The organism is Goodfellowiella coeruleoviolacea (assembly GCF_024171785.1).
In the GTDB taxonomy this organism is placed as follows: Bacteria; Actinomycetota; Actinomycetes; order Mycobacteriales; family Pseudonocardiaceae; genus Goodfellowiella; species Goodfellowiella coeruleoviolacea.
The window spans coordinates 59,021-84,434 of the sequence record NZ_JAMTCK010000021.1 but is presented as its reverse complement, the minus strand read 5'-3'; the positions used below and the strand labels follow the sequence as shown (position 1 = coordinate 84,434).

30 protein-coding genes are annotated in these 25,414 nt (G+C 72.1%); 16 read left to right on the top strand and 14 right to left on the bottom strand.

All coding sequences use genetic code 11. The annotated features are described in order from the left end of the window. Positions 1–12: 12 nt before the first annotated feature. Complete coding sequence (locus tag LX83_RS34330; RefSeq protein WP_253779361.1) at positions 13–387, bottom strand: hypothetical protein; 375 nt, start codon at positions 385–387, stop codon at positions 13–15. Next, complete coding sequence (locus tag LX83_RS34325) at positions 384–1,118, bottom strand: EndoU domain-containing protein (RefSeq protein ID WP_253779359.1); 735 nt, start codon at positions 1,116–1,118, stop codon at positions 384–386. Before LX83_RS34325 ends, LX83_RS34330 begins: the two co-directional genes overlap by 4 nt. Positions 1,119–1,460: 342 nt before the next feature. On the opposite strand from LX83_RS34325, the gene LX83_RS34320 reads away from it, so the two are divergent. Both LX83_RS34320 and LX83_RS34315 read left to right on the top strand, forming a co-directional pair. Further along, entirely contained in the window at positions 1,461–2,036 is a 576-nt protein-coding gene (locus tag LX83_RS34320; protein ID WP_253779357.1) for a Uma2 family endonuclease, read from the top strand. A 199-nt stretch (positions 2,037–2,235) separates the two neighbouring features. Beyond that, positions 2,236–2,643: a RidA family protein gene (locus LX83_RS34315; protein ID WP_253779355.1), complete on the top strand. Its 408-nt coding sequence runs from the start codon at positions 2,236–2,238 to the stop codon at positions 2,641–2,643. Positions 2,644–2,692: 49 nt separating this feature from the next. Here the strand turns inward: LX83_RS34315 and LX83_RS34310 are convergent, their stop codons facing one another. Then, complete coding sequence (locus LX83_RS34310) at positions 2,693–4,027, bottom strand: alpha/beta hydrolase (RefSeq protein ID WP_253779352.1); 1,335 nt, start codon at positions 4,025–4,027, stop codon at positions 2,693–2,695. Positions 4,028–4,108: 81 nt separating this feature from the next. Between LX83_RS34310 and LX83_RS34305 the strand changes: the two genes are divergently transcribed. After that, positions 4,109–4,708 carry a TetR-like C-terminal domain-containing protein gene (locus tag LX83_RS34305; RefSeq protein WP_253779349.1) on the top strand — a complete coding sequence of 200 codons (600 nt, stop codon included), beginning with the start codon at positions 4,109–4,111 and terminating at the stop codon, positions 4,706–4,708. Positions 4,709–4,840: 132 nt separating this feature from the next. Further along, positions 4,841–5,428 carry a GrpB family protein gene (locus tag LX83_RS34300; protein ID WP_253779346.1) on the top strand — a complete coding sequence of 196 codons (588 nt, stop codon included), beginning with the start codon at positions 4,841–4,843 and terminating at the stop codon, positions 5,426–5,428. 400 nt (positions 5,429–5,828) lie between these two features. On the opposite strand, the gene LX83_RS34295 is transcribed toward LX83_RS34300, so the two are convergent. Then, the gene (locus LX83_RS34295; RefSeq protein ID WP_253779344.1) at positions 5,829–7,196 is read right to left on the bottom strand and encodes an MFS transporter; all 1,368 of its coding nucleotides are present in this window, start codon (positions 7,194–7,196) and stop codon (positions 5,829–5,831) included. A 55-nt stretch (positions 7,197–7,251) separates the two neighbouring features. Here LX83_RS34295 and LX83_RS34290 point away from each other — a divergent pair, with 55 nt between their 5' ends. Continuing rightward, positions 7,252–7,941 carry an SDR family oxidoreductase gene (locus tag LX83_RS34290; protein ID WP_253779340.1) on the top strand — a complete coding sequence of 230 codons (690 nt, stop codon included), beginning with the start codon at positions 7,252–7,254 and terminating at the stop codon, positions 7,939–7,941. A gap of 7 nt (positions 7,942–7,948) precedes the next feature. Here the strand turns inward: LX83_RS34290 and LX83_RS34285 are convergent, their stop codons facing one another. Beyond that, on the bottom strand, positions 7,949–9,088 hold the full coding sequence (locus LX83_RS34285; protein ID WP_253779337.1) for an FAD-dependent monooxygenase: 1,140 nt from the start codon (positions 9,086–9,088) through the stop codon (positions 7,949–7,951). A 232-nt stretch (positions 9,089–9,320) separates the two neighbouring features. Here LX83_RS34285 and LX83_RS34280 point away from each other — a divergent pair, with 232 nt between their 5' ends. The 3 genes from LX83_RS34280 (at position 9,321) to LX83_RS34270 (ending at position 10,770) form a co-directional block, all read left to right on the top strand. Continuing rightward, on the top strand, positions 9,321–10,046 hold the full coding sequence (locus LX83_RS34280) for a TetR/AcrR family transcriptional regulator (protein ID WP_253779335.1): 726 nt from the start codon (positions 9,321–9,323) through the stop codon (positions 10,044–10,046). A gap of 64 nt (positions 10,047–10,110) precedes the next feature. After that, complete coding sequence (locus LX83_RS34275; protein WP_253779334.1) at positions 10,111–10,386, top strand: AAA family ATPase; 276 nt, start codon at positions 10,111–10,113, stop codon at positions 10,384–10,386. Between the two features lie 24 nt (positions 10,387–10,410). Beyond that, entirely contained in the window at positions 10,411–10,770 is a 360-nt protein-coding gene (locus LX83_RS34270) for an ATP-binding protein (RefSeq protein ID WP_253779332.1), read from the top strand. Between the two features lie 15 nt (positions 10,771–10,785). Here LX83_RS34270 and LX83_RS34265 read toward each other — a convergent pair whose 3' ends face one another. Then, positions 10,786–11,343, bottom strand: a complete 558-nt coding sequence (locus LX83_RS34265; RefSeq protein WP_253779329.1) for a PadR family transcriptional regulator — start codon at positions 11,341–11,343, stop codon at positions 10,786–10,788. Positions 11,344–11,427: 84 nt separating this feature from the next. On the opposite strand from LX83_RS34265, the gene LX83_RS34260 reads away from it, so the two are divergent. Further along, entirely contained in the window at positions 11,428–12,246 is an 819-nt protein-coding gene (locus LX83_RS34260) for an alpha/beta fold hydrolase (protein ID WP_253779326.1), read from the top strand. A gap of 248 nt (positions 12,247–12,494) precedes the next feature. Here LX83_RS34260 and LX83_RS34255 read toward each other — a convergent pair whose 3' ends face one another. Next, complete coding sequence (locus LX83_RS34255) at positions 12,495–13,373, bottom strand: TIGR03621 family F420-dependent LLM class oxidoreductase (protein WP_253779323.1); 879 nt, start codon at positions 13,371–13,373, stop codon at positions 12,495–12,497. Positions 13,374–13,478: 105 nt separating this feature from the next. Between LX83_RS34255 and LX83_RS34250 the strand changes: the two genes are divergently transcribed. Continuing rightward, complete coding sequence (locus tag LX83_RS34250; RefSeq protein WP_253779320.1) at positions 13,479–14,063, top strand: GNAT family N-acetyltransferase; 585 nt, start codon at positions 13,479–13,481, stop codon at positions 14,061–14,063. A 102-nt stretch (positions 14,064–14,165) separates the two neighbouring features. Here the strand turns inward: LX83_RS34250 and LX83_RS34245 are convergent, their stop codons facing one another. The 3 genes from LX83_RS34245 to LX83_RS34235 form a co-directional block, all read right to left on the bottom strand. Next, positions 14,166–15,374 (bottom strand): serine hydrolase domain-containing protein, encoded by a 1,209-nt coding sequence (locus tag LX83_RS34245; RefSeq protein WP_253779318.1) that lies wholly within the window; start codon positions 15,372–15,374, stop codon positions 14,166–14,168. Between the two features lie 254 nt (positions 15,375–15,628). Further along, positions 15,629–16,300, bottom strand: a complete 672-nt coding sequence (locus LX83_RS34240; RefSeq protein WP_308204109.1) for a response regulator transcription factor — start codon at positions 16,298–16,300, stop codon at positions 15,629–15,631. Between the two features lie 4 nt (positions 16,301–16,304). Continuing rightward, positions 16,305–17,516 (bottom strand): sensor histidine kinase, encoded by a 1,212-nt coding sequence (locus LX83_RS34235; protein ID WP_253779316.1) that lies wholly within the window; start codon positions 17,514–17,516, stop codon positions 16,305–16,307. Between the two features lie 287 nt (positions 17,517–17,803). Between LX83_RS34235 and LX83_RS34230 the strand changes: the two genes are divergently transcribed. After that, positions 17,804–18,778, top strand: coding sequence for an undecaprenyl-diphosphatase (locus LX83_RS34230; RefSeq protein ID WP_253779314.1), 975 nt, complete (start codon positions 17,804–17,806; stop codon positions 18,776–18,778). Between the two features lie 67 nt (positions 18,779–18,845). Here the strand turns inward: LX83_RS34230 and LX83_RS34225 are convergent, their stop codons facing one another. Then, positions 18,846–19,097 (bottom strand): hypothetical protein, encoded by a 252-nt coding sequence (locus tag LX83_RS34225; protein WP_253779312.1) that lies wholly within the window; start codon positions 19,095–19,097, stop codon positions 18,846–18,848. A 276-nt stretch (positions 19,098–19,373) separates the two neighbouring features. Between LX83_RS34225 and LX83_RS34220 the strand changes: the two genes are divergently transcribed. The 3 genes from LX83_RS34220 to LX83_RS34210 all read left to right on the top strand — a co-directional run bounded on the left by LX83_RS34220 (position 19,374) and on the right by LX83_RS34210 (position 21,994). Beyond that, the gene (locus LX83_RS34220) at positions 19,374–19,748 is read left to right on the top strand and encodes a YciI family protein (RefSeq protein ID WP_253779310.1); all 375 of its coding nucleotides are present in this window, start codon (positions 19,374–19,376) and stop codon (positions 19,746–19,748) included. Between the two features lie 10 nt (positions 19,749–19,758). After that, on the top strand, positions 19,759–21,057 hold the full coding sequence (locus LX83_RS34215) for an RNA polymerase sigma factor (protein WP_253779308.1): 1,299 nt from the start codon (positions 19,759–19,761) through the stop codon (positions 21,055–21,057). 85 nt (positions 21,058–21,142) lie between these two features. Continuing rightward, entirely contained in the window at positions 21,143–21,994 is an 852-nt protein-coding gene (locus tag LX83_RS34210; protein WP_253779306.1) for a DUF1206 domain-containing protein, read from the top strand. On the opposite strand, the gene LX83_RS34205 is transcribed toward LX83_RS34210, so the two are convergent. The 3 genes from LX83_RS34205 to LX83_RS34195 all read right to left on the bottom strand — a co-directional run bounded on the left by LX83_RS34205 (position 21,991) and on the right by LX83_RS34195 (position 23,839). Continuing rightward, complete coding sequence (locus LX83_RS34205) at positions 21,991–22,569, bottom strand: TIGR03086 family metal-binding protein (RefSeq protein WP_253779304.1); 579 nt, start codon at positions 22,567–22,569, stop codon at positions 21,991–21,993. The two genes, LX83_RS34210 and LX83_RS34205, sit on opposite strands and share 4 nt — an antisense overlap. Then, positions 22,569–23,165 (bottom strand): TetR/AcrR family transcriptional regulator, encoded by a 597-nt coding sequence (locus LX83_RS34200; RefSeq protein ID WP_253779301.1) that lies wholly within the window; start codon positions 23,163–23,165, stop codon positions 22,569–22,571. The genes LX83_RS34205 and LX83_RS34200 overlap by 1 nt, the downstream gene beginning before the upstream one ends. Before the next feature lie 104 nt (positions 23,166–23,269). Then, positions 23,270–23,839 (bottom strand): CGNR zinc finger domain-containing protein, encoded by a 570-nt coding sequence (locus LX83_RS34195; protein ID WP_253779300.1) that lies wholly within the window; start codon positions 23,837–23,839, stop codon positions 23,270–23,272. Positions 23,840–23,931: 92 nt separating this feature from the next. On the opposite strand from LX83_RS34195, the gene LX83_RS34190 reads away from it, so the two are divergent. Together LX83_RS34190 and LX83_RS34185 are read left to right on the top strand one after the other, a co-directional pair. Further along, on the top strand, positions 23,932–24,360 hold the full coding sequence (locus LX83_RS34190) for a carboxymuconolactone decarboxylase family protein (protein ID WP_253779297.1): 429 nt from the start codon (positions 23,932–23,934) through the stop codon (positions 24,358–24,360). After that, complete coding sequence (locus LX83_RS34185; RefSeq protein WP_253779295.1) at positions 24,357–25,310, top strand: phosphotriesterase family protein; 954 nt, start codon at positions 24,357–24,359, stop codon at positions 25,308–25,310. Before LX83_RS34190 ends, LX83_RS34185 begins: the two co-directional genes overlap by 4 nt. The last annotated feature ends 104 nt before the right edge of the window (positions 25,311–25,414 follow it).

Sequence of the window (25,414 nt, the reverse complement as noted above, 5' to 3'; positions counted from 1 at the left end):
CCGTGCGGGCCCTCACTCGGTCTGGCCGTTCGCTCCCCCCTTGCCCTCCTTCTCCTTCTTCCGCAGCGCCAACAGCCGCAGGTACGTCTCAACGAAGTCGATGAAGTCCCCATGGCTCAGGAAAACCTTGTTCTCGGTGTAGATGTTCTCCACGACAACCCCGTCAGGGATCACCTGGGCCAGGGTCATGTCGCCGTCGAAGAAGGGTTCGTTGTCCGCGGTGATCCGACCTGGGTTCCGCGCCTGCTCTGCCCCGTCGACAAGAAACTCGGGCTCGGGATGAACATCCCTGAGCAGGTCGTAAAGCACTTGCGCCCGGGGATCAGCTTTCGTGTCGATCTCAATGGTCAACCTACCGTCCGGTTGCCGCTCAATCCACGCCTTCACGGCCGCTCCTCCCTGGTTTCATACACTGGCCAAGCCGTTCCCACATCTTCGAAGGTGGCCGTCATGGCATCAATGCCAGGCAACACGAAACCCTGGATGCGCACTCCCCGATAGCAGCCCTCCCACTGGGTTTGCCCGGGGGTTTCATTCCTCCCCGCCTCTGGGCGGTGACGAGCGGTGAACGCAGAACGGATGGCATGCGCCACCTCTGCACGCGACCAGTGCGCCGGGAAAAATGTTGACCGGGTTTTCCTGACCACCTCTCCAGATGGTAGTTCCTGCCGTATTTTTGCCCGGAAGACGCCGTTTTTGTCATTTGGCGTCCGATCTTCCAGGCGCAGGCCGTCCGGCAACGTCTCATCCGGGAAGTGGTGGAGACCGGACAGACGTCTGCCGCGTCGGTGGCCGCTGAACAGGTGCGTGTCCAGCCACTCGCGCAGTGGGTACTTCGGGATGCTGAACGGTTCCGGGGTTGGCACGTCCTCAGGGAGTGGGTACACCGGCCGGCCGGTGAGGGTCATGCCCAGCGCCTTGGCCAACCAGGTGGCCACGTGTTGCCTGGCCTGCTCGCAGCAGGCCACCAGGTCCGGCATTCGGGTCTGAAGTTGACCGAACCTGGTGATCGCCAACTCAAAATCATTCCGCGAGGTGCCCTGGCCGACGACGACCAGGATCGCCGTGATCTCGTCGGTGCGATCGTTGACGTGCTGAATAAGCTGCTCGACCTGCACCGCAAGCTCAACCGCATATTCACATACGGCCGCTACTTGTTGAAAAGTGACTGGCTCCGCCGACAACCCGCAGCCCCCTAAAAGGAATTTGTTCGCAACAGGCGATCTTAGTGACAGGGCCACGGGCAACAATGACCCACAGAGGTGGTTTCGGAGTCCGAAAACGAACAGCAGCGAGTGGCCGACCACACGTTCGCGGCGGTCTGGCAGTCGCCACCGCTGGCGCAACTGCCCCTCGCCCACCTGCGCATGCCCCGCTGACCAGGTCGGAAGCCGCGCTGACCGCTCCTGTGGAGCGCCAGCTGTGCCAGACTGGGAGAGGTCAGGCGAAGGGAGGCGACCATGACCACCGCGCGGCGCCTGGACGGCTACACCCTGGATGACTGGGAAGCCGTTGACCCTGTGGAGGGACACCGTGTCGAGTTGGTTGGCGGGCAGTTCCGCGTGAGTGCCGCTCCTTCCGTGCCGCACCAGCGCATCGCTGACCGGTTGCAGAACCTGCTCGACGATGCCGTCGCGGACGATGGCATGGAGGCCGTGACGGCGGTGGGTGTCCGCGTCGCCCCAGGTATCGGTTACATCCCCGACGTGGTCGTCTGCACCGAACTGGTGGACACGACCACCGTTGATGTTGGTCTGGTCGCGCTCGTGGTGGAGGTGGTCAGCCCCTCCACCGCCAAGGCGGACCGGCTCGAAAAGCCGAGTGCGTTCGCTGCCGCCGGCGTACCGGCCTACTGGCGGGTGGAGACCGGTCGCGAAGGCGGCCCTGTTGTCTACTGCTACCGGCTCGACCGGGGCACCTACGTCGAAACGGCCACGCTGACCCCCGGGACCACGGCCACCGTCGATGTCGCCGGCACGGCGAGCATCACCCTTGATCCCGCCAGCCTGATCGGGCCGCGCCGCCGCAGGTCCTGATCGCCGACAGCCAGCCCCCAGACGCCCCCGCTCAGGCGTTGACGTGGCGGCCGAGCCCGTGAACTGCTTGGTCACCATCAGGTTCCCCGGTCACCAAAAAGTGCGTTCTTCCAGGTCAGCGAACACTTTCCTATGGTTTCCCGGTAACCACGAGAGAGCACGGGAGCCTGCGGGCTCCGCTGACGAGGAGGCACGCGAGATGGCCGTCGCACTGGTGAACCCCGGCGGACTGCCGGAGGTCGACGCGTACCGGCAGGTGTCGATCGCGACCGGATCGAGGCTGGTCTTCGTCGCCGGGCAGGTCGCCTGGGACGCCGACGGGGTCACGGTCGGCAGGGGAGACCTCGCCGCGCAGGTCGAGCGGTGCTACCTCAACGTGGCCACCGCCCTGGCCGAGGTCGGCGCCTCCTTCGCCGACGTGGCGAAGCTGACCGTCTACGTGGTCGACTGGACCCCCGACAAGATGCCGCTGTTCCTGGACGGGGTCGCGCGGGCGGCCGCGAAGCTCGGAGGCACCCCGGTCCCGCCGGGCACGCTGATCGGCGTCGCCGCCCTGGACGTGCCCGAGCACCTGGTCGAGGTCGAGGCCACCGCCGTGCTCGACTGAACAGCTCGTCCGCCGGCCCTGGTGGGCTGGGCAGCGCCGGGCCGCCTCCTCATCGCCGGTCCTGGAGGAACGCGGGGATGTCGGCGGGGGTCGGGTAGTTCGGCAGGGGGGCCGGCGCGTCGCGCAGGAACGCGTCGATGACGGCGTACGCCTGCTCGTTGTTGCGGTCCAGGCCGTTCCACATGTGGTGTCCCACGCCGGGCAGGTACTGGGTTCGCTCGATGGCGGGATCGTCGGCCAGGATCGTGGTCGCCCATTGCCGCACCTGCGAGGAACACTCGGCGACCATCAGCATGGCGGGGGTTTCGGAGCTCCCCAGTCGCGCGGCGATCGACGGCGACTCCCTGATCGTCTGTTGGACGCGCTGGCTCGCGGCTGCGCTGAAGGAGAAGTTCTCCACGGTGTCCTCCACGGGAATGCGGTGGGCGTCCTTGGCGCAGTAGGCGGACGCGGTGTCGCCGCCGAGGTCGGCGGCGGTGAACGCGTTGACGCCCTCGGCCTGCCCGATCAGCCCGGTGTCCGGGCCGAGCAGCCCGAGTCGCATGAGCCCGAACGCCACGGCGTACCTGGGGGTGTTCGTGGAACGCGGCCCGCTCGGGGGTGGGGCGAGAGCGCGGGCGTTCGGTCGCCCCTGTTGCCCGCTGATCCGCGCGGTGGGGCCGTCCGCCGGGCCGGGCTCGGCGATGATCGCCCGGTGCAGGCGGGTCGCCACGTCCGGTTCGGCCAGGGCCCTGGTGAGGATGGCCGCTCCGGCGGAGAACCCGAGGACGTCGACTCGACCCCGGCCCAGGCGGTCGACGAACGCCGCGAGGTCGCGGACCGACCTGGCGATGCCGTACTGCTCCATGGGGAGCAGGTCGCTCCGGCCACCGCCGGGCTGCTCGTAGGCGTAGACGTCGTAGCCCTGCTGGGCGAGGAGTTGCAGGAAGCGGTGGTCGAGCACGGCGATGCCGCGCACGGGGCCGCCGTGCAGGTACACCAACGGCGTTGGACGCTGGGTGCTGCCGGGGGCGGGTGGGTAGTGGTACACCGCGACCCGGCTGCCCGTGGCCAGGTCCCACTGTTGAGTCGCCACGAACGGTAGGGCGGTGGGGTACCGCCGGTCGGTGGGCACGCTCGGCACGCAGACCGCCGCCGCCAGTGCCACGGCGACGAGCACCGGCAGGAACGGCACGAGCTTGCCCGGCCCGGCCCGGCGTCGAGCGCGCCAGGTGGCGGCGACGATCCCGACGCCGAGGGTCGTCAGCCACGCCAGGAGTCCTGAGCCCGCGCCGGCTGTCAGCACGATCAGGGCCAGGAACAGGACGATCAGCCCCACGACGGCGGCAAGGGCCAGGACCAGGCGACCGACGCGGCGGACCAGGCGGATGGGGGGTGGTGGCACGACAGCTCCTCGCCGAGTTTCCGAACTAAGTTTCAGAACTTAGTTTCAAAACACGTTAGCACGGCGATCTAGACTGGTCGGGTGGGTAGGCCGAGGACGAACGACGACACCGTGAAGGAGCGTCTGGTCGAGACAGCCACCGAACTGTTCGCGACGCGTCCGCGCGAGTCGGTCACGGTTCGTGCCCTCGCCACCGCGGCGGGAACCGCGACGGCGGCGGTGTACACGCTGTTCGGCAGCAAGGACGCACTGGTCGGAGAAGTGCGCAACAGGGCGGTCGCCGGGCTGTTCCACGACCTGTCCGCGGTGCCGACCTCCGCCGACCCGCTCACCGACCTGCACGCCCTCGCCGGTGCCTACCGGCGGTGGGCACGCGAGCACACCCACCTCTACCTGGTGTTGTTCGGTGGAGTGCAGACCTTCGACCCCTCCGGCGCCGTCGGTACCGGCGATCCCATCCGACCGCTCCTCAACGCGATCGATCGCGCCCTGGCGGCGTCCCAGGTCACCGGTGACGCCACGGCGATCGCGCTCTCGTTCTGGGTGACCCTGCACGGGCTGGTGACCCTCGAACTGGCCGGGGCACTCGACGCCGCCACCGCCGACGCCACCTTCCGCTCGGCGATCCCCGCCGCGCTCCGCGGCTGGGCGGCGTCCCCCTCGGCGCGCGACCGCGACTGAACCGTCCCCGGTAGATAGTCCTCAGTGGACACTGGAGGCGGCGACCGGCCGCGCCGCCCCCACCGGGCGGGGAAGTGGCGCAGCGGCGAAAGGCGGTCGGTGATTCGGTCGGGCGCTGCTAGGTTGCGGCGGGTGCCGACCAACGAGGAGATCACCCGCCACCACGACGCCGACCCGCTGGGGAATCCCTGGGTCGTCGGGCCACCGCCGGGCGAGACGGTCACGATCGTCCCGCACAACCCGGAGTGGGCCCACCGCTACCAGGACCTGGCCGGGAAGATCCGCGCGGCGCTCGGTGCCGCCGTCCTCGACCTCGACCACGTCGGGTCCACCTCGGTCGAGGGCCTCGCCGCCAAGGACGTCATCGACATCGACCTCACCGTCGCCGACCCCCGCGACGAGGACGCGTACGTTCCCGCGCTCGAACGCATCGGCTACGTCCTGACGATCCGGGAGCCGTGGTGGCACGAGCACCGGATGCTGCGGTTCGCCGAACCCCGGGTCAACCTGCACGTGTTCGGCCCGGACTGCCCGGAGACCATCCGCCACCGCATGTTCCGCGACTGGCTGCGCGCCCACCCCGAGGACCGCGCGCGCTACGAGGAGGCCAAGCGCGCGGCGGTTCCCGGGGGCGGGACCGTCATGGACTACAACGGCCGCAAGGAGAAGACGATCCGGGAGATCTACGACCGGCTCTTCCGGGCGGCGGGCATGCTGTAGCCGTGCGCGGTAGCCGGTGTGCCGTGGTCGGCGTGCCGCTGGCGGGTGGCGCTCAGTTCGTTCTCCGCCGTGCTGTCCAGATCCACCCCTCGGATCAGCCGCCGCGCCGCGAGTCGGCCTTCGTCCGAGGACACGATGATCGGCAGCACCGCGGGGGCGAGCGCCGGGGGCGAGCTGGGGAAGACGAAACTCGGCCCGCCCTCGACGGAAACCGCGCGTTCGTCGAGGGACGCGGCCAGCCGCAGCAGGGCGTCGGGTGGTTGCCCGGGGCGGTACGGCTGGTTCGGGACGTCGATCCGGTCCAGGTGTGCGGGGTCGGCGCCGAGGGCCAGCAGCCGCGCTCCGGGCGACCACGCCCACCCGGCCGAGCCCGCCCCGCACCGGGAGCGCCCGCTCGCTCCTACTCCGCGCCGGCGTTCGCCTCGGTGTGGGCGCGTTCGGGGTTGCCGCGCCTGGGGCTCGCGCCCAGCACCAGCGCCACCAGGGCACCGGCCACCATGCACGCGCCCACCACCCACAGGCCGGTGCGCTGGCTGCCGGTGAGGTCGCGCAGCCAGCCGGTCACGTACGGGGCGGCGAACCCGCTGATGTTGCCCAGCGAGTTGATCAGCGCGATGCCGCCGGCCGCTGCCGCGCCGGCCAGGAACGTCGACGGCAGCGCCCAGAACGTGGGCAGCGCCGCGCACACGCCCACCGCGCAGACGGTCACCGCCACCATGGCCGCGAACGGGTTGCCCAGGTACAGGGCCACCGGGATGGCCACGCCACCGACGAGCATGGGCAGTGCCACGTGCCAGACCCGCTCGCGGGTGCGGTCGCCGTGCCGGCCCCACCACACCATCACCAGCGCGCCGATCACGTACGGCACGGCGTTGACCAGGCCGCGCTCCACCACGGACAGCTTGGTGCCGAACTGCTGCTCGAAGCCGGCGATGATGGTCGGCAGGAAGAACCCGAGCGCGTACAGGCCGTAGGCGATGCTGAAGTACACGAACGCCAGGCCGAGCACGCGGGGGTGGGTCAGCGCCTTGCGCAGCGGCCAGTGGTGCTCGCGCTCGGTGCGGGCCTGCTCGGCGGCCAGCTGGGTGCCCAGCCAGTCGCGTTCGGCGGCGGTCAGCCACGTCGCCTGCTCGGGCCGGTCGGTGAGGAAGAACCAGGTGACCACGGCCAGCAGCACCGAGGGCAGGCCCTCGACCAGCATCATCACCCGCCAGCCGGACAGGCCGAACAGGCCGTGGCCGGCCTCGATGAGCAGGCTGGACACGGTCGCCCCGATCGCCGAGGAGATCGGCACCGCGGCCATGAACAGCGCCACCACCCTGGCCCGCTCCGAGGCCGGGAACCAGTAGGTCAGGTAGAGGATGATGCCGGGGAAGAACCCGGCCTCGGCCACACCGAGCAGGAACCGCAGCACGATCAGCACGGTCCCGTTGGGCACGAACGCCATGGCCGCGGCGATCACACCCCAGGTGAGCAGGATCCTGGCGATCCAGCGGCGCGCGCCGAAGCGGTGCAGCAGCAGGTTGCTCGGCACTTCGAGGATCAGGTAGCCCACGAAGAAGATGCCCGAGGCGAAGCCGAACGCCGTGGCGGTGAGCTGGAGTTCGCTGCTCATGCCGTTGGGGCCGGCGAACCCGATGTTGACCCGGTCCAGGTAGTTCACGAAGTAGAGCAGGCCGAGGAACGGCACCAGGCGCAGGGCCACCTTGCGGATCACCCGCGCCCGCAGTGCGCCGTCCGCGCTCACTTCGACAGCGTCGCTGTTCACCCGCGCATCCCATGTCGGAAACCGGGCCGCGTCAAGACCGCGTTACGGTCAGGTTATGAACTCTCGTGCATCCGCGCTGGTCACAGGCGCTTCCCGGGGTATTGGCGCGGCCGTGGCCGCTGCCCTGGCCCCCACCCACGACGTGCTGCTCGGCGGCCGGGACGAGCAGGCGCTGCGCGCCGTGGCCGCCGACCTCCCCGGCGCCAGGGCGTGGCCGGTGGAGCTGACCGACCTGGCCGCGGTGGCCGCCGCCGCGGCCGAGATCGAGCGGCTGGACGTGCTCGTGCACAGCGCCGGCGTGGCCGACATCGCCCCGCTGGCGGACACCTCGGCCGAGGTGTGGCGGCGCACCCTGGAGGTCAACGTGGTGGCCGTGGCCGAGCTGACCCGACTGCTGCTGCCGGCGCTGCGCGCGGCGCGCGGCCACGTGGTGCTGATCAACTCGGGTGCCGGGCTGCGCGCCAACGCGGGCTGGGGCGCCTACGCGGCGAGCAAGTTCGCCCTGCGCGCGTTCGGTGACGTGCTGCGCGCCGAGGAGGCCGGCAACGGCGTGCGGGTGACCTCGGTGCACCCCGGCCGCACCGCCACCGACATGCAGCGCGGCGTGCGCGCCGACGAGGGCGGTGCCTACGAGCCGGAGAAGTACCTGCGCCCCGAGTCGGTGTCGGCCGCCGTGCTCACCGCCATCACCGCACCCGCCGACGCCGACATCACCGAGATCGTCATCCGCCCCAGCGCCGGCTGACGGGCGCTCAGGCGGTCCAGCTGAGCACGGAACCGAGTGACCGCGTGTAGACGCTCGGCGGCGTCATGCGCAGGGCGGTGTTCCGGGCGGTGCCCAGCACGGCGGACTCCTGGTGGGCCAGGACACCGAGCTGGTGCGAGCGGCGGACCACCCGCTGTGTCCTCGGCCGGCGGGAGCGGTCGTAGGCGGCCAGCGCGGCGGTCACGTCCGCGCTGGCCACCGCCTTGCCCAGCACGACCGCGTCTTCCAGTGCCTGGCCGGCGCCCTGTCCGAGGTTGGGTGTCATGGCGTGGGCGGCATCGCCGAGCAGCGCCACCCGGCCGGACACGTAGCTGTCCAGGTCGGGCAGTTCGTGGGTGTCGTGCCGCAGCACGGCGTGCTCGTCCGGGTGTTGGCCGGGTCCGGCGTGTTCGGCCGCCACCGCGTCGAGCAGGGCCGGGATCGGGTTGTGCCAGCCGGCGAAGCGCCGCCGCAACTCGGCCAGCCCGCCGCCGGCCCCCCGCGGAGCGTTGGCCATGACGTAGCAGTACACCCGTCCGTCCGGCAGGGGCGCGTAACCGAACCGCTCGCCGCGGCCCCAGCTCTCCACACTCCCCTCGACCGGGCGCGGCGGGGCGATGAACCGCCAGGTGACGTAGCCGGCGTAGCGGGGCCCGGGTGCCTGTGGCCAGAGCGAGCGCCGGGTGACGCTGTGCAGGCCGTCCGCGGCCACCACCAGGTCAGCGGTTGCCGTGCCCTGGGTGTGCACCACCGTCCCGTCCGCCCCGACCTGGCGGACCTCGACGCCGGGGCGCAGCGCCTCGGCGGGCAGCGCGGCGAGCAGGAGATCGAGCAGGTCGGCGCGGTGGATCAGGGCCCACTGGCCGTACCGGCGGCGCAGCCCGGCCAGGTCGTTGCGGATCAACCAGCGTCCGGTCTGGTCCCGGATGCCCAGGGGCGGGTCGGTGAGCGCGCGCTCCCGCACGGCCGCACCCAGCCCGAGCGCGTCCAGCGCCCGCAACGCATTGGGCTGGAGCGCCAACCCCGCCCCCACCTCGGTGAACGCCGGAGCGCGTTCCAGCACCTCGATCCGCCAGCCCTGCCGGTGCAGCGCCACGGCCGCGGCCAGGCCGCCGACTCCTCCGCCAACCACGATCGCCTTGCGCACGACTCCTCCTGTCCGCATCGGTGGTCAGATCCGCTGCTGCCGGCCGCGCCGCAGGTGGGCACGCCTGGACAGGCCCCACCACACACCGGTCACGACCAGCACCGACAGCGCACTCATCGACCAGATCACGGCAACTCCTTAGCCTCTCTAGGTTTGCTTAATGCCTCTAAACAAACATAGATGATCTAGGCTGTCAACAGCGTCGCGGAGGCCACCGAGGAGGAAACGCACCATGACCGCACAGACCAGCCGGCGGGACCGGCTCCGGCGGGCCACGCTGGCGGAGATCCGCGAGGCGGCCCGGCGCCTGCTGACCACGCAGGGGTCCGCGGCGGTCACCATCAACGCGGTGGCCAGGGAGGTGGGGATCAGCGGCCCAGCCCTGTACCACTACTTCGCCAGCCACGAGGAGCTGGTCGCGGCGGTGACCGCCGACTTCTTCCAGGAACTGACCACCGCGATGCGGACCGCGCGCGACGCGCACGCCCCGGACTCACCAGCCGCGCGGCTGCTCGCCACCTGCCGGGCCATGCGGAACTGGGCGGTCACCCACCGCGCCGAGTTCGGCTGGATCTTCGCCAGCCCGGTTCCCGGCCCGCCCCCCGCCGACCAGCGGTCCGACTCACCCCGGAGCCTGGCCGGCCGCGACTTCGAACTGGTCTTCCTGGACCAGGTCGAGGCGCTGTGGGCGACCAACCCGTTCCCCGTTCCCGAACCCGAGGACCTGGCCGCCTCGGTGCGCGCGCAGTTGACCCCCTACGCGGCCGAACTGGGCCGCGAGCTGCCGATCGCGGCACTGCACGTCGCCCTGTCCTGCTGGATCAGGCTGTACGGGCTGCTGTGCATGGAGGTGCTGAACCAGCTCAGCTTCGCGTACTCGGACCTGGAACCGCTGTTCGAGGAGTGCCTGCGGGACATCTGCCACACCCTCGCCCTGGACTACCAGCCGCCGAACTGACCGCGGCCCCGGGCTCGCCCCGCTTTCCGGTGGTGAACCGGATGGGGCGTCGTAAGGTGACGGCATGCTCACCAGGCTGGAGGTCCAGGGGTTCAAGAACCTGCTGGACGTGCGCGTGGAATTCGGCCCGTTCACGTGCATCGCCGGTGCGAACGGCATCGGGAAATCCAATGTCTTCGATGCCATCGAATTCCTGTCCTGGCTGGCCAGCGAGACCCTGTGGAGGCGTCCCAACGCGTTCGCGGTGCCACCGGCCTGCGCGGCGGCGACCCCCGTGACCTCTTCTGGGACGGCTACAGCGACCACCACGAACGGCAGATCAGGCTCGCCGCCGAAATGATCGCGCCGGCCTGCTGGTCGAACCGTGCTCAGCACGGTCACCACGAACGACTACCCCACGATCCTGGCGGCCGGCGTGCACGACGCCACGCCCGACCCCGAGGCCGTGTACGCCCAAGTCGCCGGCAGGCTCTCGGATCTCACCGGTGTCCGGGTCGAGGACATCACCGTCGAGCCGGATCAGGTGCGTGAGGTCTTCACCCTCTTCCTGCACGAACTGGATGGACTGAGGCTGCCGGCCAGGGCGCTGTCCGAGGGGACACTGCGCTTTCTCGCGCTGTGCGTGCTGCTCGAAGACCCCACGTTCACTGCCCGTCATCCCCGTTCGCATGACCGAGGCGTGGCTGCTGTTGGACAGCGCCGCTCTCCCGACGCCGGCCGGTGACGTCCGCGGCCCTGATCACTCGGCCGGGGTGTCCGGGTCGAGGGTGGCCAGGGTGGTGCGCAGCCAGCGCTGTTCGGCGCGGGTGATGTCGCGGGCCATGGTGAGCATGCCGGCGCGGAAGGGGGTGTCGGCCTCGGCGGCGCGGACGCGGTGCTCGCCGGACTCGCCGGAGCGGAAGAAGCTGGCCGGGGTGGTGATGAAGGCCAGGCGACGGCGCAGCACCGCGGCCTGGTCGGCCGGGTCGGGCAGCAGGTGCAGGAACGCCAGCAGGGTGAAGAAGCGGTTGCGGTCGGTGATGTCGGTGGGTTCGGGCTCGCGCAGCCGGCGGAGCAGTTCGGCGTGGCCGGCCTCGGTCAGGGAGAGGACCTGGCGGGGCGCGGCGGCCCGGCCCTGTTCCTGGGAGCGGCTGAGCAGGCCGGCCTTTTCCAGGCGCTTGATGGCCGGGTAGAGGCTGCCGTCGCTGACCGGGCGCACGTGCCCGGTGAGGTGGGCGATCCGGGTGCGCAGCTCGTAGCCGTGCAGGGGTTCGCCGCTGAGGAAGCCCAGGATCGCCAGTTCCAGCACGGCTCGCATTGTCGTCTCCCCTTGCCCCGGCCGAACGACCACTCGTAGGGTGCGTACATCGATTCGATGTACAACGTTACGAGGTATGGCGCGATGGTGGAACGGTTCGTGGTGACCGGGGCCGGTGGGGTGCGGCTGACCGGGCTGGAGTTCGGCGGCACCGGGCCGGGCATCCTGCTGCTGCACGGGCTGATGTGCCGGGCGAGCATGTGGTCGCGCACGGCCCGGTGGCTGACCCGGTACGGCCGGGTGGTGGCGGTCGACTTCCGGGGCCACGGCCACAGTGACAAGCCGGATAGCGAAAACCCGGACGGCCCCTACGACCGGGACGCCTACCTGGCGGACACGGCCGCCGTGATCGAGCAGTGCGGCCTCGGTCCGGCCGTGGTGATCGGCCACTCGCTCGGCGGGCTCACCGCGTGGCAGCTGGCCGGCCGGCGGCCCGAACTGGTGCGGGCCGTGGTGATCGGGGACATGCGGGCCCGCTGCGGGGACCTCGAAACCGGCTTCCGCACCTGGTTCGACTCGTGGCCGCTGCCGTTCACCAGCCACAGCGACGTGCGGGACTTCTTCGGCGCTGTGCACGCCGGCCAGGGCGAGTCGTTCACCGACGTCATGGTGGAGGGGCCGGACGGCTACCGGCCGATGTTCTCCTTCGACCACGCGCTGGCCACCGTGCGCGCGTTCGCCAACCGGGACCACTTCGCCGAACTGGACCTGGTGACCGCGCCGACCCTGGTGGTCAAGGGCGAACTGTCCGACGTGCCGCGCGCGGAGCAGCGGGAGATGGCCGAGCGGCTGCCCGCCGGGCGCTACGCCGAGGTGGCCGGCGCCGGGCACGTGCTGCACTTCGACAACCCGGCCGGCTGGCGCGCGGCGGTCGAGCCGTTCGTGGCCGAGGTGCTGGCGTGAGCCGCACCGGGCGAACTGGCCGTGCTGCGCAAGGGGTTCCCCGGTTTGACCGGCGAGCGGATCAGCACGCGGCCGCGCGCCCAGCAACCGAATTAGATGTGATGTGAGTCACATGCAGCCGGGGGTGTAACAGACCACGATCACCTGCCGATGTTTCAGATGACCCCGCGATGCTGTCGGACCCCCGACCTGGCAGCACCGCGGGGTTTCCCACGTTCCGGAGCCGGTGCGGCTCAGCTCAGCGCGGTTCAGCGCAGCAGCGCGGCCACCTCGGCCAGCGCGGGCGCGAACGGTTCGTGCGTGGTCAGCTCGGTGATCCCGTAGGCCTTGCCTCGGCGCACCACCTCCTCGGCCGCCTCCTCGGCGGTCCTGGCCAGCAGCACGTGCGGCGAGTCGAGCACCTGCTCCGCGCTGACGTGCGGCAGCGCCGCGACGATCTCGGCCGCGACCTCGGCCGGGTCCCGGCCCAGCTCCACCCGCTGCAGGAACAGGTCCACCCGGAGCTCCCGGTCGCCGGCCTGCTCGCGCACCCCGCGGACCAACCGCTCGGTCTCCTCCGCGCCGACCAGCGTGAGGATGCCCGGCTGCGCGGCCTGCGCCGGGCGCACCCCGGCCAGTCCGACGATGTCCGCGTGCTGGGCGGCCACCGTGAGGCCGGCGGTGGAGGCGGCGCCCACCAGCACCGGCACCCGGTCCTGGACCGGACGCGGCTGGTGCTCCGGGTCGGCCAGCCGCCGCCGCAGTTCGGTGACCAGGGTGGTGAGGTGGTCGATCCGCTCGGCAAAGGGCAGCCAGGGCAGGCCGGCGTCCTCGTGCTCGGCCCGCATGTACCCGGCACCCACCCCGACCTCCAGCCGGCCACCGGTCAGCACGTCGGTGGTGGCCACCGAGCGGGCGAGCAGCGCCGGGTTCCAGAAGCCCGCGTTGAGCACGTAGGTGCGGAACCGCAGCCGCGAACTGGCGGTCGCCGCGGCCACCAGGGTCTCGAACGGCCCGGCCCAGCCGAGGTGATCACCCACGTTGACCACGTCGAGGCCCAGTTCGTCCAGGGCGCGGATCCGGTTGGCCAACTCCTCAGTCGAACGTGGCTGCTCAGTGAGCGCCACACCGAATCGCCAATCTGACATGTGGATCATCATGCGACGCGGGTCGGGCCGACCAGGGGTGATTCACTCCTGAGCGAACACAGGTTCACCCACGGCATACCTCGCGGCCAGGCGTACGGTCGTACCGTGACCGGTGCCACCCAGGACGTTGTGATCAGGCCGTCCCGGCCGGCGGACCGCCAGCGGCTGCTCGACCTGCTCGCCGCCAACTCGCGGGACGCGCTCTCCGAGGCGGAGCAGGAGAGCTACGGGTTCGTCCAACCCGGACTGGGCGAGGACACGCTGGCCGCGATGGAGTCCGACACCGGCATCGTGGTCGCCGAGGTCGCCGGCCAGGTGGTCGGGTTCGTGGGCACCGCCCGCCACGCCGCCGCCACCACCGGCCCGCTGGCCGCACTGCTGGCGGAACTCGACTACCTGCGGTTCAACGGCCGGCCGGTGACCGAGCAGCGCTACGCGTTCTACGGGCCGATCGTGGTCGACCGGGCCTTCCGCGGCAAGGGCCTGGCCCGGCTGCTGTTCGGCGGCGCCAGGCAGGTGCTGGCCGGCCACGCCGACGTGGGGCTGCTGTTCGTGGAGGACAGCAACCGGCACTCGCTGGCCGTGCACATCGCCGGCCTGGGCATGGACTGCGTCGGCGGGTTCACCCACGCCGGCCGCCGGTTCTCCATCCTCGCCTTTGCCGTGCCAGCCCCGCCGGACGCCGACTGACACCACCTGACACCACCTGACACCACCCGACACCGATCTGACACGGCGACCGGTCCGCCCGCGGGGCTACCACGGGCGGACCGGTGCTGGTGACACTGGTGGTCAGCCGGCGAACGCGGCCGTGATCACCTTCAGGCCGAGCTGGTTCTGGCCCTCGGCCTTGGCATTGGTGGAGTTGAGCGAGTACACCAGGATCCGGCTCAGGTCCTCGGTCGCGCCGATCGCCGCCGAGTAGCCCAGCCGCGCGCCGGACTTGCCCCACGCGACCAGCCCCGGCGCCAGCTCCATCTTGCTCATGCCCATGCTGTGGACGGCCGCCTTGCCGGTGGTCGGGTCGTCGTCGCCGTCGTAGGCGTGCAGCGGCTGGTGCGTCACCGGGTGCACCGGCACGGTGAACATGTTCTTCAGCAGCGGCCGAGGCACGACCTTGCCGCTGAACAGCGCGGTGGTGAACTTCTCCAGGTCGGCGGTGGTGGAGATGATCTCGCCGGCCGCCCAGGTGTCGGACTGGTTGAACACGGTCACGTCCACCAGACGGGTGCCGGACTCGTCGGTCACGGTCTGGTACCCGTGGTTGTGCACGCCCCAGATGAACGGGTCGTTGCCCGGAGCCGAGGTCTGCCGCAGGCCCAGCGGCTGGAAGATCCGCCGGCTGACCTCCTGCTCGTAGGAGTGGCCGGTCACCTTCTCGATGAGCATGCCGGCCAGGAAGTAGCCCGAGTTCGAGTAGTGCTGCTGGGTGCCCGGGGTGAACAGCATGTCCTTGCGCGAGAGCAGTTCGACGTACCGCTGCGGCGTGAGCACCGAGAACCGGTGCGCCAACTGGTCGGGCAGGCCGGTGTACAGGTCGGGCGAGGGCAGGCCGCTGGTGTGGTTGAGCAGCTGCCCCACGGTGATGTCCGGGTAGCGGGCCGGCAACACCCCGGGCAGGTAGCGCTGCACGGGCTGGTCCAGCTCGACCTTGTGCTCGGCGGCCAGTTGCAGCACCACCGCGGCGGTGAACACCTTGGTGATGCTGCCGACGCGGAACCGGGCGTTGGCCGACACCGGTCGGTTGGTGCCCAGCTCGGCGGTGCCGGACTCGCCGGTCCAGCTGCCACTCGTGCCGCCCACCCGGACGATGGCGGCGGTCGCCTCGGCCGAGGGCAGACCGGCGATGGCCGCGCGCAGCGCCGTCGGGTTGACCGGCGGCAGCGCCGGGGTGTCGGCCGCGTTGGCCGGGGCGAGCGCGCCGGCGCCCAGTGCCGTCACCACGGCGAGCGTCAGGCCGCTCACGACTCTGACGAGCCGCCGGCCAGTGCGTGTGATCATGGAGAACTCCAGGTGGGAGGCTGTTCTTTTCAACTCCTGATCCTGGTTTTCGGCGACCCGGCGCACATCGCCGAGACGACCGGTTCTGGACATCGCCGACGCGGGGGAGCCGCCGGCCACCGCCTCCGTCGCACGGGGGAGCCGGGCCCCGCAGCGGTGGTCCCAGCGGTGTCGGCCCAACGGTGCCGGCCTCAGCGGTCCGGCCCAGCCGTGGCGGCCCAGCCGTGGCGGGCCCGGCAGTGGCGGCGGCTCGGCTAGAACGCGCCCGGCACCACCAGGCCGGTCTCGTAGGCGCAGATGATCGCCTGGGTGCGGTCGCGCAGGCCGAGCTTGCTCAACACGTTGCTGACGTGGGTCTTCACCGTGTGCTCGCTGACCACCAGGGTCGTGGCGATCTCCGCGTTGGACAGGCCCCTGGCCAGCAGCACCAGCGTTTCCCGCTCCCGCGCGGTCAACCCGGCCAGCCGGCTGTCCACCTGTCCGGTCGGGACTGGGGCCGACCGGACAGGGCGGGTGAACTCGGCGATCAGCCGCCGGGTCACCGAGGGGGCGAGCAGCGAGTCACCGGCGGCCACCACGCGCACCGCGTGCACCAGGTCGTCCCGGCGCACGTCCTTGAGCAGGAAGCCGCTCGCGCCGGCGTGCAGTGCCTGGTAGACGTAGTCGTCCTGGTCGAACGTGGTGAGCATGACGACCTTGCAGGCGGTGTCCGCGCAGATCCGGCGGGCCGCCTCGATGCCGTCGGTGCCGGGCATGCGGATGTCCAGCAGCGCCACGTCGGGTTGGTGGCGGCGCACCGCGGCGACGGCCTCGTCGCCGGTGCCGGCCTCGGCCACCACGTCGATGTCCGGCTGCGCGTCCAGGATCATGGCGAACCCGCTGCGCACCAGCTCCTGGTCGTCGGCGACCACCACCCGGATGCTCACCCGGTCACCTCCCCGCCCGCGGCGCGTCGGGCATCGGCAGTTTCACGTGAATCATCACACCGCGGCCGTCCGGCCCCGGGCCCACGCGCACCTGACCCCCGTGCGCGGCGACCCGCTCGTGGATGCCGACCAGCCCGTGCCCGCCGGACCGCCCCTCGGACGGCGTGGGCGGCAGCCCCCGGCCGTTGTCCAGCACGCGCACGTCCAGCGCGTCCGGCGCCCAGTCCAGGCGCACCTCGACCTGGGACGCGTGCGCGTGCTTGAGCACGTTGGTCAACGCCTCCTGGATCACCCGGTAGACGCTGGCCTGGGTGTCCGCCGGCAGTGGTCGGGGCGTCCCGGTCGTGGTCAGCTCGACCGGCAGGCCGGCCCGGCGCACCTGCTCGACCAGGGCCGGCACGGCCGCCACCGTGGGCTGCGGCGCGCGGCCGGCGTCGTCGGGCTCGTCCCCGGGCGCGGTCTCCCGCAGCACGCCGAGCATCCGGCGCAGCTGGGCCATGGCGTCCCGGCCAGCGCTGGCGATCGCGTCGAACGCGGCCTCGGCGCGCTCGGGCGCGTTGCGCACGGCCACCGGACCGGCCTCGGCCTGCACGATCATCAGGCTGACCGCGTGGGACAGGATGTCGTGCATCTCCCTGGCCAGCCGGGCCCGCTCCCGCGCCGCCGCCCGCTCGGCCTCGATCTCGCGGTCGCGCTCCAACCGCCGGGCCCGGTCCTCGATGGCCGCGGTGTACGCCTGGCGGGTGCGGGTCAGCGCGCCCAGCACGTACGCGCTGATCGCGGTGATGCTGGTGAACAGCAGTTCGCGCACGGTGTTGGTGTTCAGCCAGACACCGATGGCGATCGCGGGCACGGCCACCACCAGCGTCGCCGCCCGCTGCCACGGCGTGGCCAGCACCGCCACGGTGTAGAGCGCGATCAGCCCGGCGTAGGGCAGCGGCTGGCCGGGACCGTCGACGAACGAGTAGCCGAGGGCCAGCGCGACCGTCGCCAGCAGCACGGTCATGGGCGCGCGCCGCCGCCAGACCAGCGGGACCACCGCCAGGGTGGTCATCAGGTAGGCGGACCAGGTGGCCGGGGGCGCCCCGACCGGGCGCTCCACCACGAACGGCACGGTGACGGCCAACTGCACGAGCACGGCGATCCCGATGTCCACCACCCGGGGGCTGACCGTGCGCAGCCGGTGCGCCAGGCTGCTGCCTCCGATGCCTGCCACGCGACTCCTCAGTTGCTCGGTCCGCTCGCCCGCCGGGTGCGGGTGGGTGTGTTCCGGTGCGCGCGAACACATGACGAAAGACAGATGCGCCTGGTGACGTTCGGCAGTGGCTGCTCGCGGCCCCCGAAACCTAACGTGAACACCGCCGCTGATGGCGGTGTCGGCCCTGACCAGGGGCGGGAGCGCGGTCCGGGAGGCGGTCGCACCAAGATCAGTTCGCGCCTGGCACACAACCACGCCATTACGCTTTTGTGCGGAACTGTTCATCGATCCGGGGTGGTAGTTCAGTGAACGACCTGTTGTTCGACGCGGTGAACGGCCTGGCCGGGAAGTCCTCCCTGCTGGACGCCGTGATGCTGTTCGCCGCCGGGCCACTGATCTACCTGCTGTTCCTGGCCGGTGGCGGCGTCCTGCTGTGGAACATGCGCGGGCGCGGCCGCACCGACAACATCTGGATGGTCGGCCAGGTCGGCGCCGCGCTGGCCATCGGCTTCCTGGTCAACCGGGTGTTGCGGATGATGGGGCTGGCCAACCGCCCGTTCGAGAGCCGCGAGGTGCACCAGCTCGTCGAGCACGAGCCGGGCGTCTCCTTTCCCAGCAACCACTCCACCGCCGCGATCACCGTGGCCGTGGTGATCTGGCTGTTCGTGTCTGCGCGCGTCGGTGCGGTGCTGACCGCGGTCGCCGCGCTGGTGGCGCTCTCCCGGGTGTTCGTGGGCGTGCACTGGCCCGGTGACGTGCTCGGCGGTGCCCTGGTCGGGGTGCTGTCCAGCCTGCTCGTCTGGTGGGCCGCCCGCCGGCTGCGGGAACGGTTCGCCGCACCGGTCGAGGTCGCCCCGGCCCTGGCCACCGCCGGCCCAGCCACCGCCGGCCCAGCCACCGCGGGTTCGGCCACCACGGTCCAGGCCACCCCGGTCGCCCCGGTTTCGGCCACGCCGGCTCCGGCTGGCCGCCAGGCAGCCGCGCGCCGATCGACCGAGCAGGAGCCAACGGCCCGGTTCACCCCGTTCGGCGGGTCCGCTCCGGCCGACCAGCAGACCGTGCGGTTCAGCCCGCGCGACCAGGACCAGACCGTGCAGCTGTCCCCGGAGCAGACCGCCCAGCTGCGCCAGCCGCACGCCCCCGGGCACCGGCCCGCTCCGCGTGACCCGCGCGGCCCGGTGGCACCACAGGGCCCAGTCGCCCCGCACGGCGTGGCCGGTCCGCGTGCCGTCCGCCCGGTGCCACCCCGGACCGGCGGGCCCGAGCAGGGCCGGCGCTGACCAGATCGTGGTCACGCGCTGTTCGCCGGTGACGCCCTGACGCCCTGGTGCTCTGGTAACGGGCGGCCTACGGCGTCCACAGCGTTGGCGCGGCGCCGAGCACGAGCCTCGGCGCCCAGCGCTGGTCGGGTGCGGGCAGGACCAGCAGCGCGCCGACGATCTCGGTCAGATCGCCCGCGCGCTCCCACAACAGCCCGGGCGGGTCACCCGGCGACCTGCGCCCGGTGCGGATGCCCAACGCGTCCGTGTCCGCCCGCACCCGCAGGCCGTCCACCACGCCACCGCCCCACTGCCGGAACCCGTCGATGTAGATGGGCACCCCGTCGAGCCTGGGCCCGTGGAGGAACCGCCACCCGGCATTCCCCAGGTCGACCAACCGCTGAAGCGTCGGAAACAGCCGGATCGCCTCAGCCACCGCCGCTGACATAGCAGTCATGACACCCAGTCCCTACACATCGTTGCCGCCAGGAACACAGAGTGACGATAACGCGGCAAACGCTGCAAGTACAGCAAATCCCAGTAAACGCATGCTTTCGCGCAACCGCTGCGTCCGGCACCAGGTACGTCTGCCCCTGGGAGAGAAGAGGACACCGAGATGAAGTACCTGATGCTGGTCTACGGCAACCAGGAGAAGTGGGACTCGTTCCCGGCCGAGGCGTGGCCCAAGGTCATCGCCGAGCAGGACGCGTTCAACGCGAAGTACCGCGAGACCGGCGAACTGATCGGCGCCTACGGCCTGGCCGACGCGGTGAACGCCCGGCTGGTGCGGCGCGGCCAGGACGGCGCCCCGGTCGTCACCGACGGCCCCTACCTGGAGACCAAGGAGTACGTCGGCAGCTTCTACCTGCTCGACGTGGCCAGCGAGGAGCGCGCCCGGCAAATCGCCGCGGACATGCCGTTCGCGGCCGAGGAGCCGGTGGAACTGTGGCCGATCCTGCACGAGGCACCGACCGAGCCGACCGAGCAGTGAGCGTGCGGCGGTGAGCGTTGACCGGGGCGTCGAGGACCTGCTGCGGGAACTGGCCCCGCAGGTCCTCGGCGCGTTGGTCCGCCGGCACGGCCAGTTCGACGCCGGCGAGGACGCCGTGCAGGAGGCGCTGCTGGCCGCGGCCACGCAGTGGCCGGTCGAGGGCGTGCCGGACAACCCCCGGGGCTGGCTGCGCACGGTCGCCGAGCGCCGGCTGCTCGACCAGGTGCGCAGTGAGGTGTCCCGGCGTCGGCGCGAGGACGCGGTCGCGGCCGCCACCCCGCAGTCGGCGGTGCTCGGCCGGCCCGCGGACGCCGACCCGGCGGCGGACCGGGACGACTCGCTGGCGCTGCTGTTCCTGTGCTGCCACCCGGCGCTGTCCGAGCCGAGCCAGATCGCGTTGACGCTGCGCGCGGTCGGCGGCCTGACCACCGCGCAGATCGCCGCGGCCTTCCTGGTGCCGGAGGCGACCATGGCCCAGCGGATCAGCCGGGCCAAGCAGAGCATCCGGGCCAGCGGGGCCAGGTTCGGCCCACTGTCCACTGTGGAGCAGGCGGCCCGGCTGCCGGCCGTGCTGCACGTGCTGTACCTGATCTTCAACGAGGGCTACGCCACCAGCGACGGGCCGGACCTGGCCACGCCCGCCCTGTCCGACGAGGCGATCCGGCTGACCCGCTGGCTGGCGACGCTGCTGCCGCAGGACAGCGAGGTGGCCGGGCTGCTGGCGTTGATGCTGCTCACCGACGCGCGCCGGCCCGCCCGCAGCGCGCCGGACGGCAGCCTGGTGCCCCTGGCCGAGCAGGACCGCGGCCGGTGGGACCAGCGGCGCATCGCCGAGGGCGTCGCCCTGATCACCTCGGCCCTGCCGCGCGGGCCGGTCGGCCCCTACCAGTTGCAGGCCGCGATCGCCGCCGTGCACGACGAGGCGCCGAGCCTGGCCGACACCGACTGGCCGCAGATCCTCGCCCTGTACGAGCTGCTCGAACACGTGGCGCCGAACCCGATGGTGACGGTGAACCGGGCGGTGGCCGTGGGCATGGTGCACGGCCCGGCCGCCGGACTGGAGCTGCTGGCCACGCTGGAGTCGGACAAGCGGATGGCGCGCCACCACCGGCTGCACGCGGTCCGCGCGCACCTGCTGGAGCTGGCCGGCGACCACGCCGCCGCGCTGGCCAGCTACCGGGAGGCCGCCCGCCGCGCCACCAGCGTGCCGGAGCGCCGGCACCTCACCGCCCGCGCGGCCCGCCTGTCGGCCCCTGCTGACCGATGTTCCCCGTCAGCTCCTGCCGCCACCTCGGCTTCTGCTGACTGAACCGCCCGCCGGCGGGGTATCACCCGGGCGAGCGACAACTGGAGTTCGCCCCGGTGGGATTCGTCCCTGAGCGGGAGGAGCCGTCATGAGCGCGGGACAGGCCGTGCACCACGCGGCCGACGAGGTCAGACACAACAGCGCGGTGCAGGCACTCGGGCGGGCCGGCATGGTCTGCTACGGCATCGTGCACATCCTGGTCGCCTGGCTGTGCGTGCAGGTGATCTTCGGTGATCCGGGGCAGCGCACCGACCAGACCGGCGCGATCGCCGAGGTGGCCGCGCAGCCGTTCGGCGTGGTGCTGCTCTGGGTGCTGGGCATCGGGCTGTTCGCCTACGGGCTGTGGCAGTTCCTGCTGGCTGCACTGGGCTACGGCTGGGTGCTCAAGCGGCGCAGCCGGCTGGGCCGCAAGGTCGGCGCGGTGGCCCGGGGCGTGGTGGGCATCGCCCTGGGCGTGGTCGCCGTCCGGATCGCGGTCGGCTCCGGCGGCGGCAGCTCAGGGGGTTCGGGTGGCTCGGGTGGTTCCGGTGAGCAGCAGGAGTTGACCGCCCGGCTGCTGGCCCTGCCGGCCGGCCGGATGCTGGTCGGGGTGGCGGCGCTGGTGGTGCTGGGCGTGGCCGCCAACACCGTGCGCAAGGGCGTGACCAAGCGGTTCGAGCAGGACCTGGACATGACCGCGCTGCCCACCGGCACCCGCCGCTGGGTGCGGCGGCTGGGCCTGGTCGGCTGGACCAGCAAGGGTGCGGCCTACGCGGTGATCGGCGTGTTGGTCGGGCTGGCCGCGCTGCGCGCCAACGCGGCCGAGTCGGGCGGCCTGGACAAGGCACTGCACACCCTGGCCGCCCAGCCGTTCGGCGTGCTGCTGCTCGCGCTGATGGCACTCGGCTTCGCCGCGTTCGGGGTCTACTGCTTCGCCGCCGCCCGCGCGCACCGCAGCTAGTGCGCTGGTGACCGCGCGACCTCGCGGCCCAGCAGCGCGAGCAGCCGCTGCTGGGGGCTGGCGTCCGCCGCCGCGGGCCGAGGCGGTGCGTACATGCCGGTCGCCGCGAACCGCTCGGCAACCGGGGTGATCGCGGTCAGGCACGCCTGCACGGCTTCCGCGTCGAGCGTCACCTCGATGCCGGCGGCCTGCGCGAGGTCCCAGCCGTGCACCAGCGGTTCGATGACGGCGGTCGCGAGGAGCTGTTCCACGGTTGCCTCGCCGTGGTGCGCGGGTACCTCGACCGCCGGGTCGATGCTCGCCAGCAGGTCCAGCAGGTGGCGCGCGGTGGCGTCCCAGGCGGGGACGGGGGCGCCGGTGACGGCTTCGGCGGGGTCCTGGCGCGGGGCGCGCGGCCCCTGCCCGGTGATGAGCGAGGCGACCTGGTGCTGGCCGTCGATGAGATGCCCCAGGACGTGCAGCGCCGTCCAGCCCGGGCAGGGCGATGGCGCCCGCCAGCGATCGGCTGGAACCTGGTGGACGATGTCGGTGACACCGGCGAGCGCTCGCCGGTAGCGCGCGACGATCTCGTTCATCACGTGTCCTCCGGGGTCGGTGTGCTGGCCAGGACGGGTTCGAGCGCGTTCCAGGCCGCGCGGGCGAGTGCCGGTGCCGCGCTGGTGGGTGGCTCGATCTCGCCGAGCAGCCAGCGGCGGGTGTACTCCTGGGCCGGCCCGATCCACACGGCGACGACGACGCCGAGGGTGGGCGTCCCGCTCCAGCCACGTGCTCGCAGCCAGTCGGCGACGGCCTGGAAGAAGGCCCGGCTGCACGCGGCGATCCGCGGTGAGTCCGTGGGGGCGGCCCAGTCGGGTGGCCCGAGCAGGAACGCGGCGAGGCGCGGATGGGCCTCCACCCATTCCAGGTGGCGGCGCACCGCGCTGGTGATGCCCGCCTCCAGGCTGAGCCGAGGGGTCAGGGTGGCGAGCAGTTCTGCCTGGTGTTGCTCCAGTCCGTGCAGGTAGACCGCTTCGGCCAGGTCCTGCTTGCTGCGGAAGTGGTGGAAGAAGCTGCCGTTGCTGACCGCCGCCCGCTTGCGGACCAGGTCCACGGTGGTGCGGTGCACGCCGTTCTCCAGGAAGCAGTCCAGGGCGGCCGCGAGGATGCGCTGACGAGTAGCCGAATCCACCACCCGAACAGAGTAACGCTCTAGAGCAACGCTCTGCCAGTCTCCACCGTCGGTTGGCAGGGCCGACCGACCCGCGGCTGATCAGGCTTCCCCATCAGGCTTCCCCATCAGGCTTCCTCAGCCCTGCGCCTGGCCCGCAGCGCGCGGACGCGGCCCCGGCTGGCGCAGGCCGGGGACGGGCACCAGCGGCGCCGGTCGGCGGGGTCGGCGAACACGCCACGGCAGTCGTGTTCCGGGCAGGCCTTCAGGTGGTGACGCTCCGGGCCGGTCAGCTGGTCAACGGCCTGCCGGGCGATCCGGGCCAGCGCCGCCGTGGTGGTGGCGGGTGGCTCGCGGACCAGTCGGCCGTCCACCACCCGCAGGCGCACGGGATCGTCCTGAGCAGTGCCGGCCAGAAACGCGGTCACGGCCGTGACCGCGTCCGCCGGTGGCGCGTGGCCGGACACGGCCGCGAGCGCGAGTGGCCGCAGGACTTCCCGCAGGTGCCTGGCCTGGTCGAGGTCGTCCTGGGTGGGTGGGTGCGCGGGGCTCAGCTCGCCGCGCTCCAGCCACTCGCCCAGTCGAGCCGGCGTGGTCAGCCGCTCGACCGGGTGCGCGGAGAAGCTGCGGCCCCGGGTGGCCAGCAGGTTCAACCAGGTCGCCCCGCAGTCGAACCGGAAGGCCAGCTGCTCATTCATGCCGACAAGCGTAACGGCCTGCCCGTTACATCTGCTACGGTCCCCAGCTGTAACGGGCAAGCCGTTACACGGGAGTGAGAGGGGACCGGGTGATGGAGTCGAACCAGCCACTCGCGGATCAGCTGCGGCCGGCCCGCCTGGACCGGGCCGAGGCGTACCGGCTGCTGGACGTCCTCCAGGACGAGGCAACGCAGCAGGCCACCCTGCCCGGCCTGGAGCAGGCCGCGCCCGGGTTCGCCGACTGGGTGGTGACCAGCCTGTTCGGCGGCACCTACCAGCGTCCGGGGTTGTCCCTGCGGGACCGGCAGCTGGTCAACCTGGCCGCGCTCGCCGCGCTCGGCGGGGTGGACCCGCAGCTGACCGGGCACGTCCGGACCGGTCTGCGGGTCGGCCTGTCCCGCACCGAGATCATCGAGGTGTTCGTGCACCTCGCCCCGTACATCGGCGTGCCACGGGCACTGGCCGGGCTACGGGTGGCCACCGCGGCACTCGGGGCTGACCAGCAAGGTGGTGCCGCATGACCGCCGGTACCCCCACCGCCCGGACCGTGCTCGGTGACCTCGCACCCGACCAGCTGGGTGTCACCAATGCCCACGACCACCTGTTCTTCGCCTCGCGCCGGCTGCCCGGGCAGGAGCTGGACGACACCGACGCGGCGGTCCGGGAGCTGCGGGCGTTCGCCCGGCTCGGCGGGCGAACCGTGGTGCAGTGGTCGCCGTTCGGCCTCGGCCGCCACCCCGAGGCGCTGGCCGAGGTGTCCCGGTCGGCCGACGTGCACGTCATCGCCGCCACCGGCCTGCACCAGGCCGCCCACTACCCGCCGGAGCTGCTGGCCCGGGTCCGCGACCGGCTGGCCGAGCTGTTCGTCGCCGAACTGACCACCGGCATGCACCGCGCCGACGACCCCGACGGCCCGACCGTGCCCGCGCGCGCCGGCCTGGTCAAGGTCGCCGGCGGCTTCCACGGCCTGGACGCGCACGCCAGGCACGCGCTCACCGCCGCGGCCGAGGCCCACCACGCCACCGGCACGCCCATCGCCGTGCACCTGGAGGGCGGCACGGCCGCACTCGACGTGCTCGACCTGCTGTGCGACCGGCTCGACGTGCCACCGCACCGGGTGATCCTCGGCCACCTGACCCGGTTCCCGGACCCGCGCGTGCCCCGAGCCGCCGCCGAGGCAGGGGCGTTCCTCGCCCTGGACGGCCCGTCGCGCGCCCACCACGCCACCGACTGGCGGCTGTTCGACGTGCTCACCGCCCTGGTCGAGGCCGGTCACGCCACACAGGTGCTGCTCGGCGGCGACACCACCACGGCGGCGGCCCGTTCGGTGACCGGCGAGGGGCCGGGCATGCCGTTCCTGTTGACCGCGCTGCGCCCGAGGATCGAGCGGGAACTCGGCCCGGAGATCGCCACCGCGATCTTCGAAGCCAGCCCGGCCCGCGCCTTCGCCACCGCCTGGACGGCGACCTGATCGGCATCGGCCAGCCGGAACCCGCCCAGCACCACCGCGACCACCGCCACCGCAACCACCGCCACCGCGGCCACCACCGCGACCAGCGCGCCGGACCCGTTCAC

Bases quoted from the DNA above. Each gene is read 5' to 3' on its own strand.
- LX83_RS34265 (WP_253779329.1), bottom strand. From the start codon at position 11,343: ATGCGAGCCGTGCTGGAACTGGCGATCCTGGGCTTCCTCAGCGGCGAA.
- LX83_RS34275 (WP_253779334.1), top strand. From the start codon at position 10,111: ATGCTCACCAGGCTGGAGGTCCAGGGGTTCAAGAACCTGCTGGACGTG.
- LX83_RS34320 (WP_253779357.1), top strand. From the start codon at position 1,461: ATGACCACCGCGCGGCGCCTGGACGGCTACACCCTGGATGACTGGGAA.
- LX83_RS34245 (WP_253779318.1), bottom strand. From the start codon at position 15,374: ATGATCACACGCACTGGCCGGCGGCTCGTCAGAGTCGTGAGCGGCCTG.
- LX83_RS34280 (WP_253779335.1), top strand. From the start codon at position 9,321: ATGACCGCACAGACCAGCCGGCGGGACCGGCTCCGGCGGGCCACGCTG.
- LX83_RS34260 (WP_253779326.1), top strand. From the start codon at position 11,428: ATGGTGGAACGGTTCGTGGTGACCGGGGCCGGTGGGGTGCGGCTGACC.
- LX83_RS34315 (WP_253779355.1), top strand. From the start codon at position 2,236: ATGGCCGTCGCACTGGTGAACCCCGGCGGACTGCCGGAGGTCGACGCG.
- LX83_RS34210 (WP_253779306.1), top strand. From the start codon at position 21,143: ATGAGCGCGGGACAGGCCGTGCACCACGCGGCCGACGAGGTCAGACAC.
- LX83_RS34185 (WP_253779295.1), top strand. From the start codon at position 24,357: ATGACCGCCGGTACCCCCACCGCCCGGACCGTGCTCGGTGACCTCGCA.
- LX83_RS34255 (WP_253779323.1), bottom strand. From the start codon at position 13,373: ATGTCAGATTGGCGATTCGGTGTGGCGCTCACTGAGCAGCCACGTTCG.
- LX83_RS34195 (WP_253779300.1), bottom strand. From the start codon at position 23,839: ATGAATGAGCAGCTGGCCTTCCGGTTCGACTGCGGGGCGACCTGGTTG.
- LX83_RS34290 (WP_253779340.1), top strand. From the start codon at position 7,252: ATGAACTCTCGTGCATCCGCGCTGGTCACAGGCGCTTCCCGGGGTATT.
- LX83_RS34220 (WP_253779310.1), top strand. From the start codon at position 19,374: ATGAAGTACCTGATGCTGGTCTACGGCAACCAGGAGAAGTGGGACTCG.
- LX83_RS34190 (WP_253779297.1), top strand. From the start codon at position 23,932: ATGGAGTCGAACCAGCCACTCGCGGATCAGCTGCGGCCGGCCCGCCTG.
- LX83_RS34205 (WP_253779304.1), bottom strand. From the start codon at position 22,569: ATGAACGAGATCGTCGCGCGCTACCGGCGAGCGCTCGCCGGTGTCACC.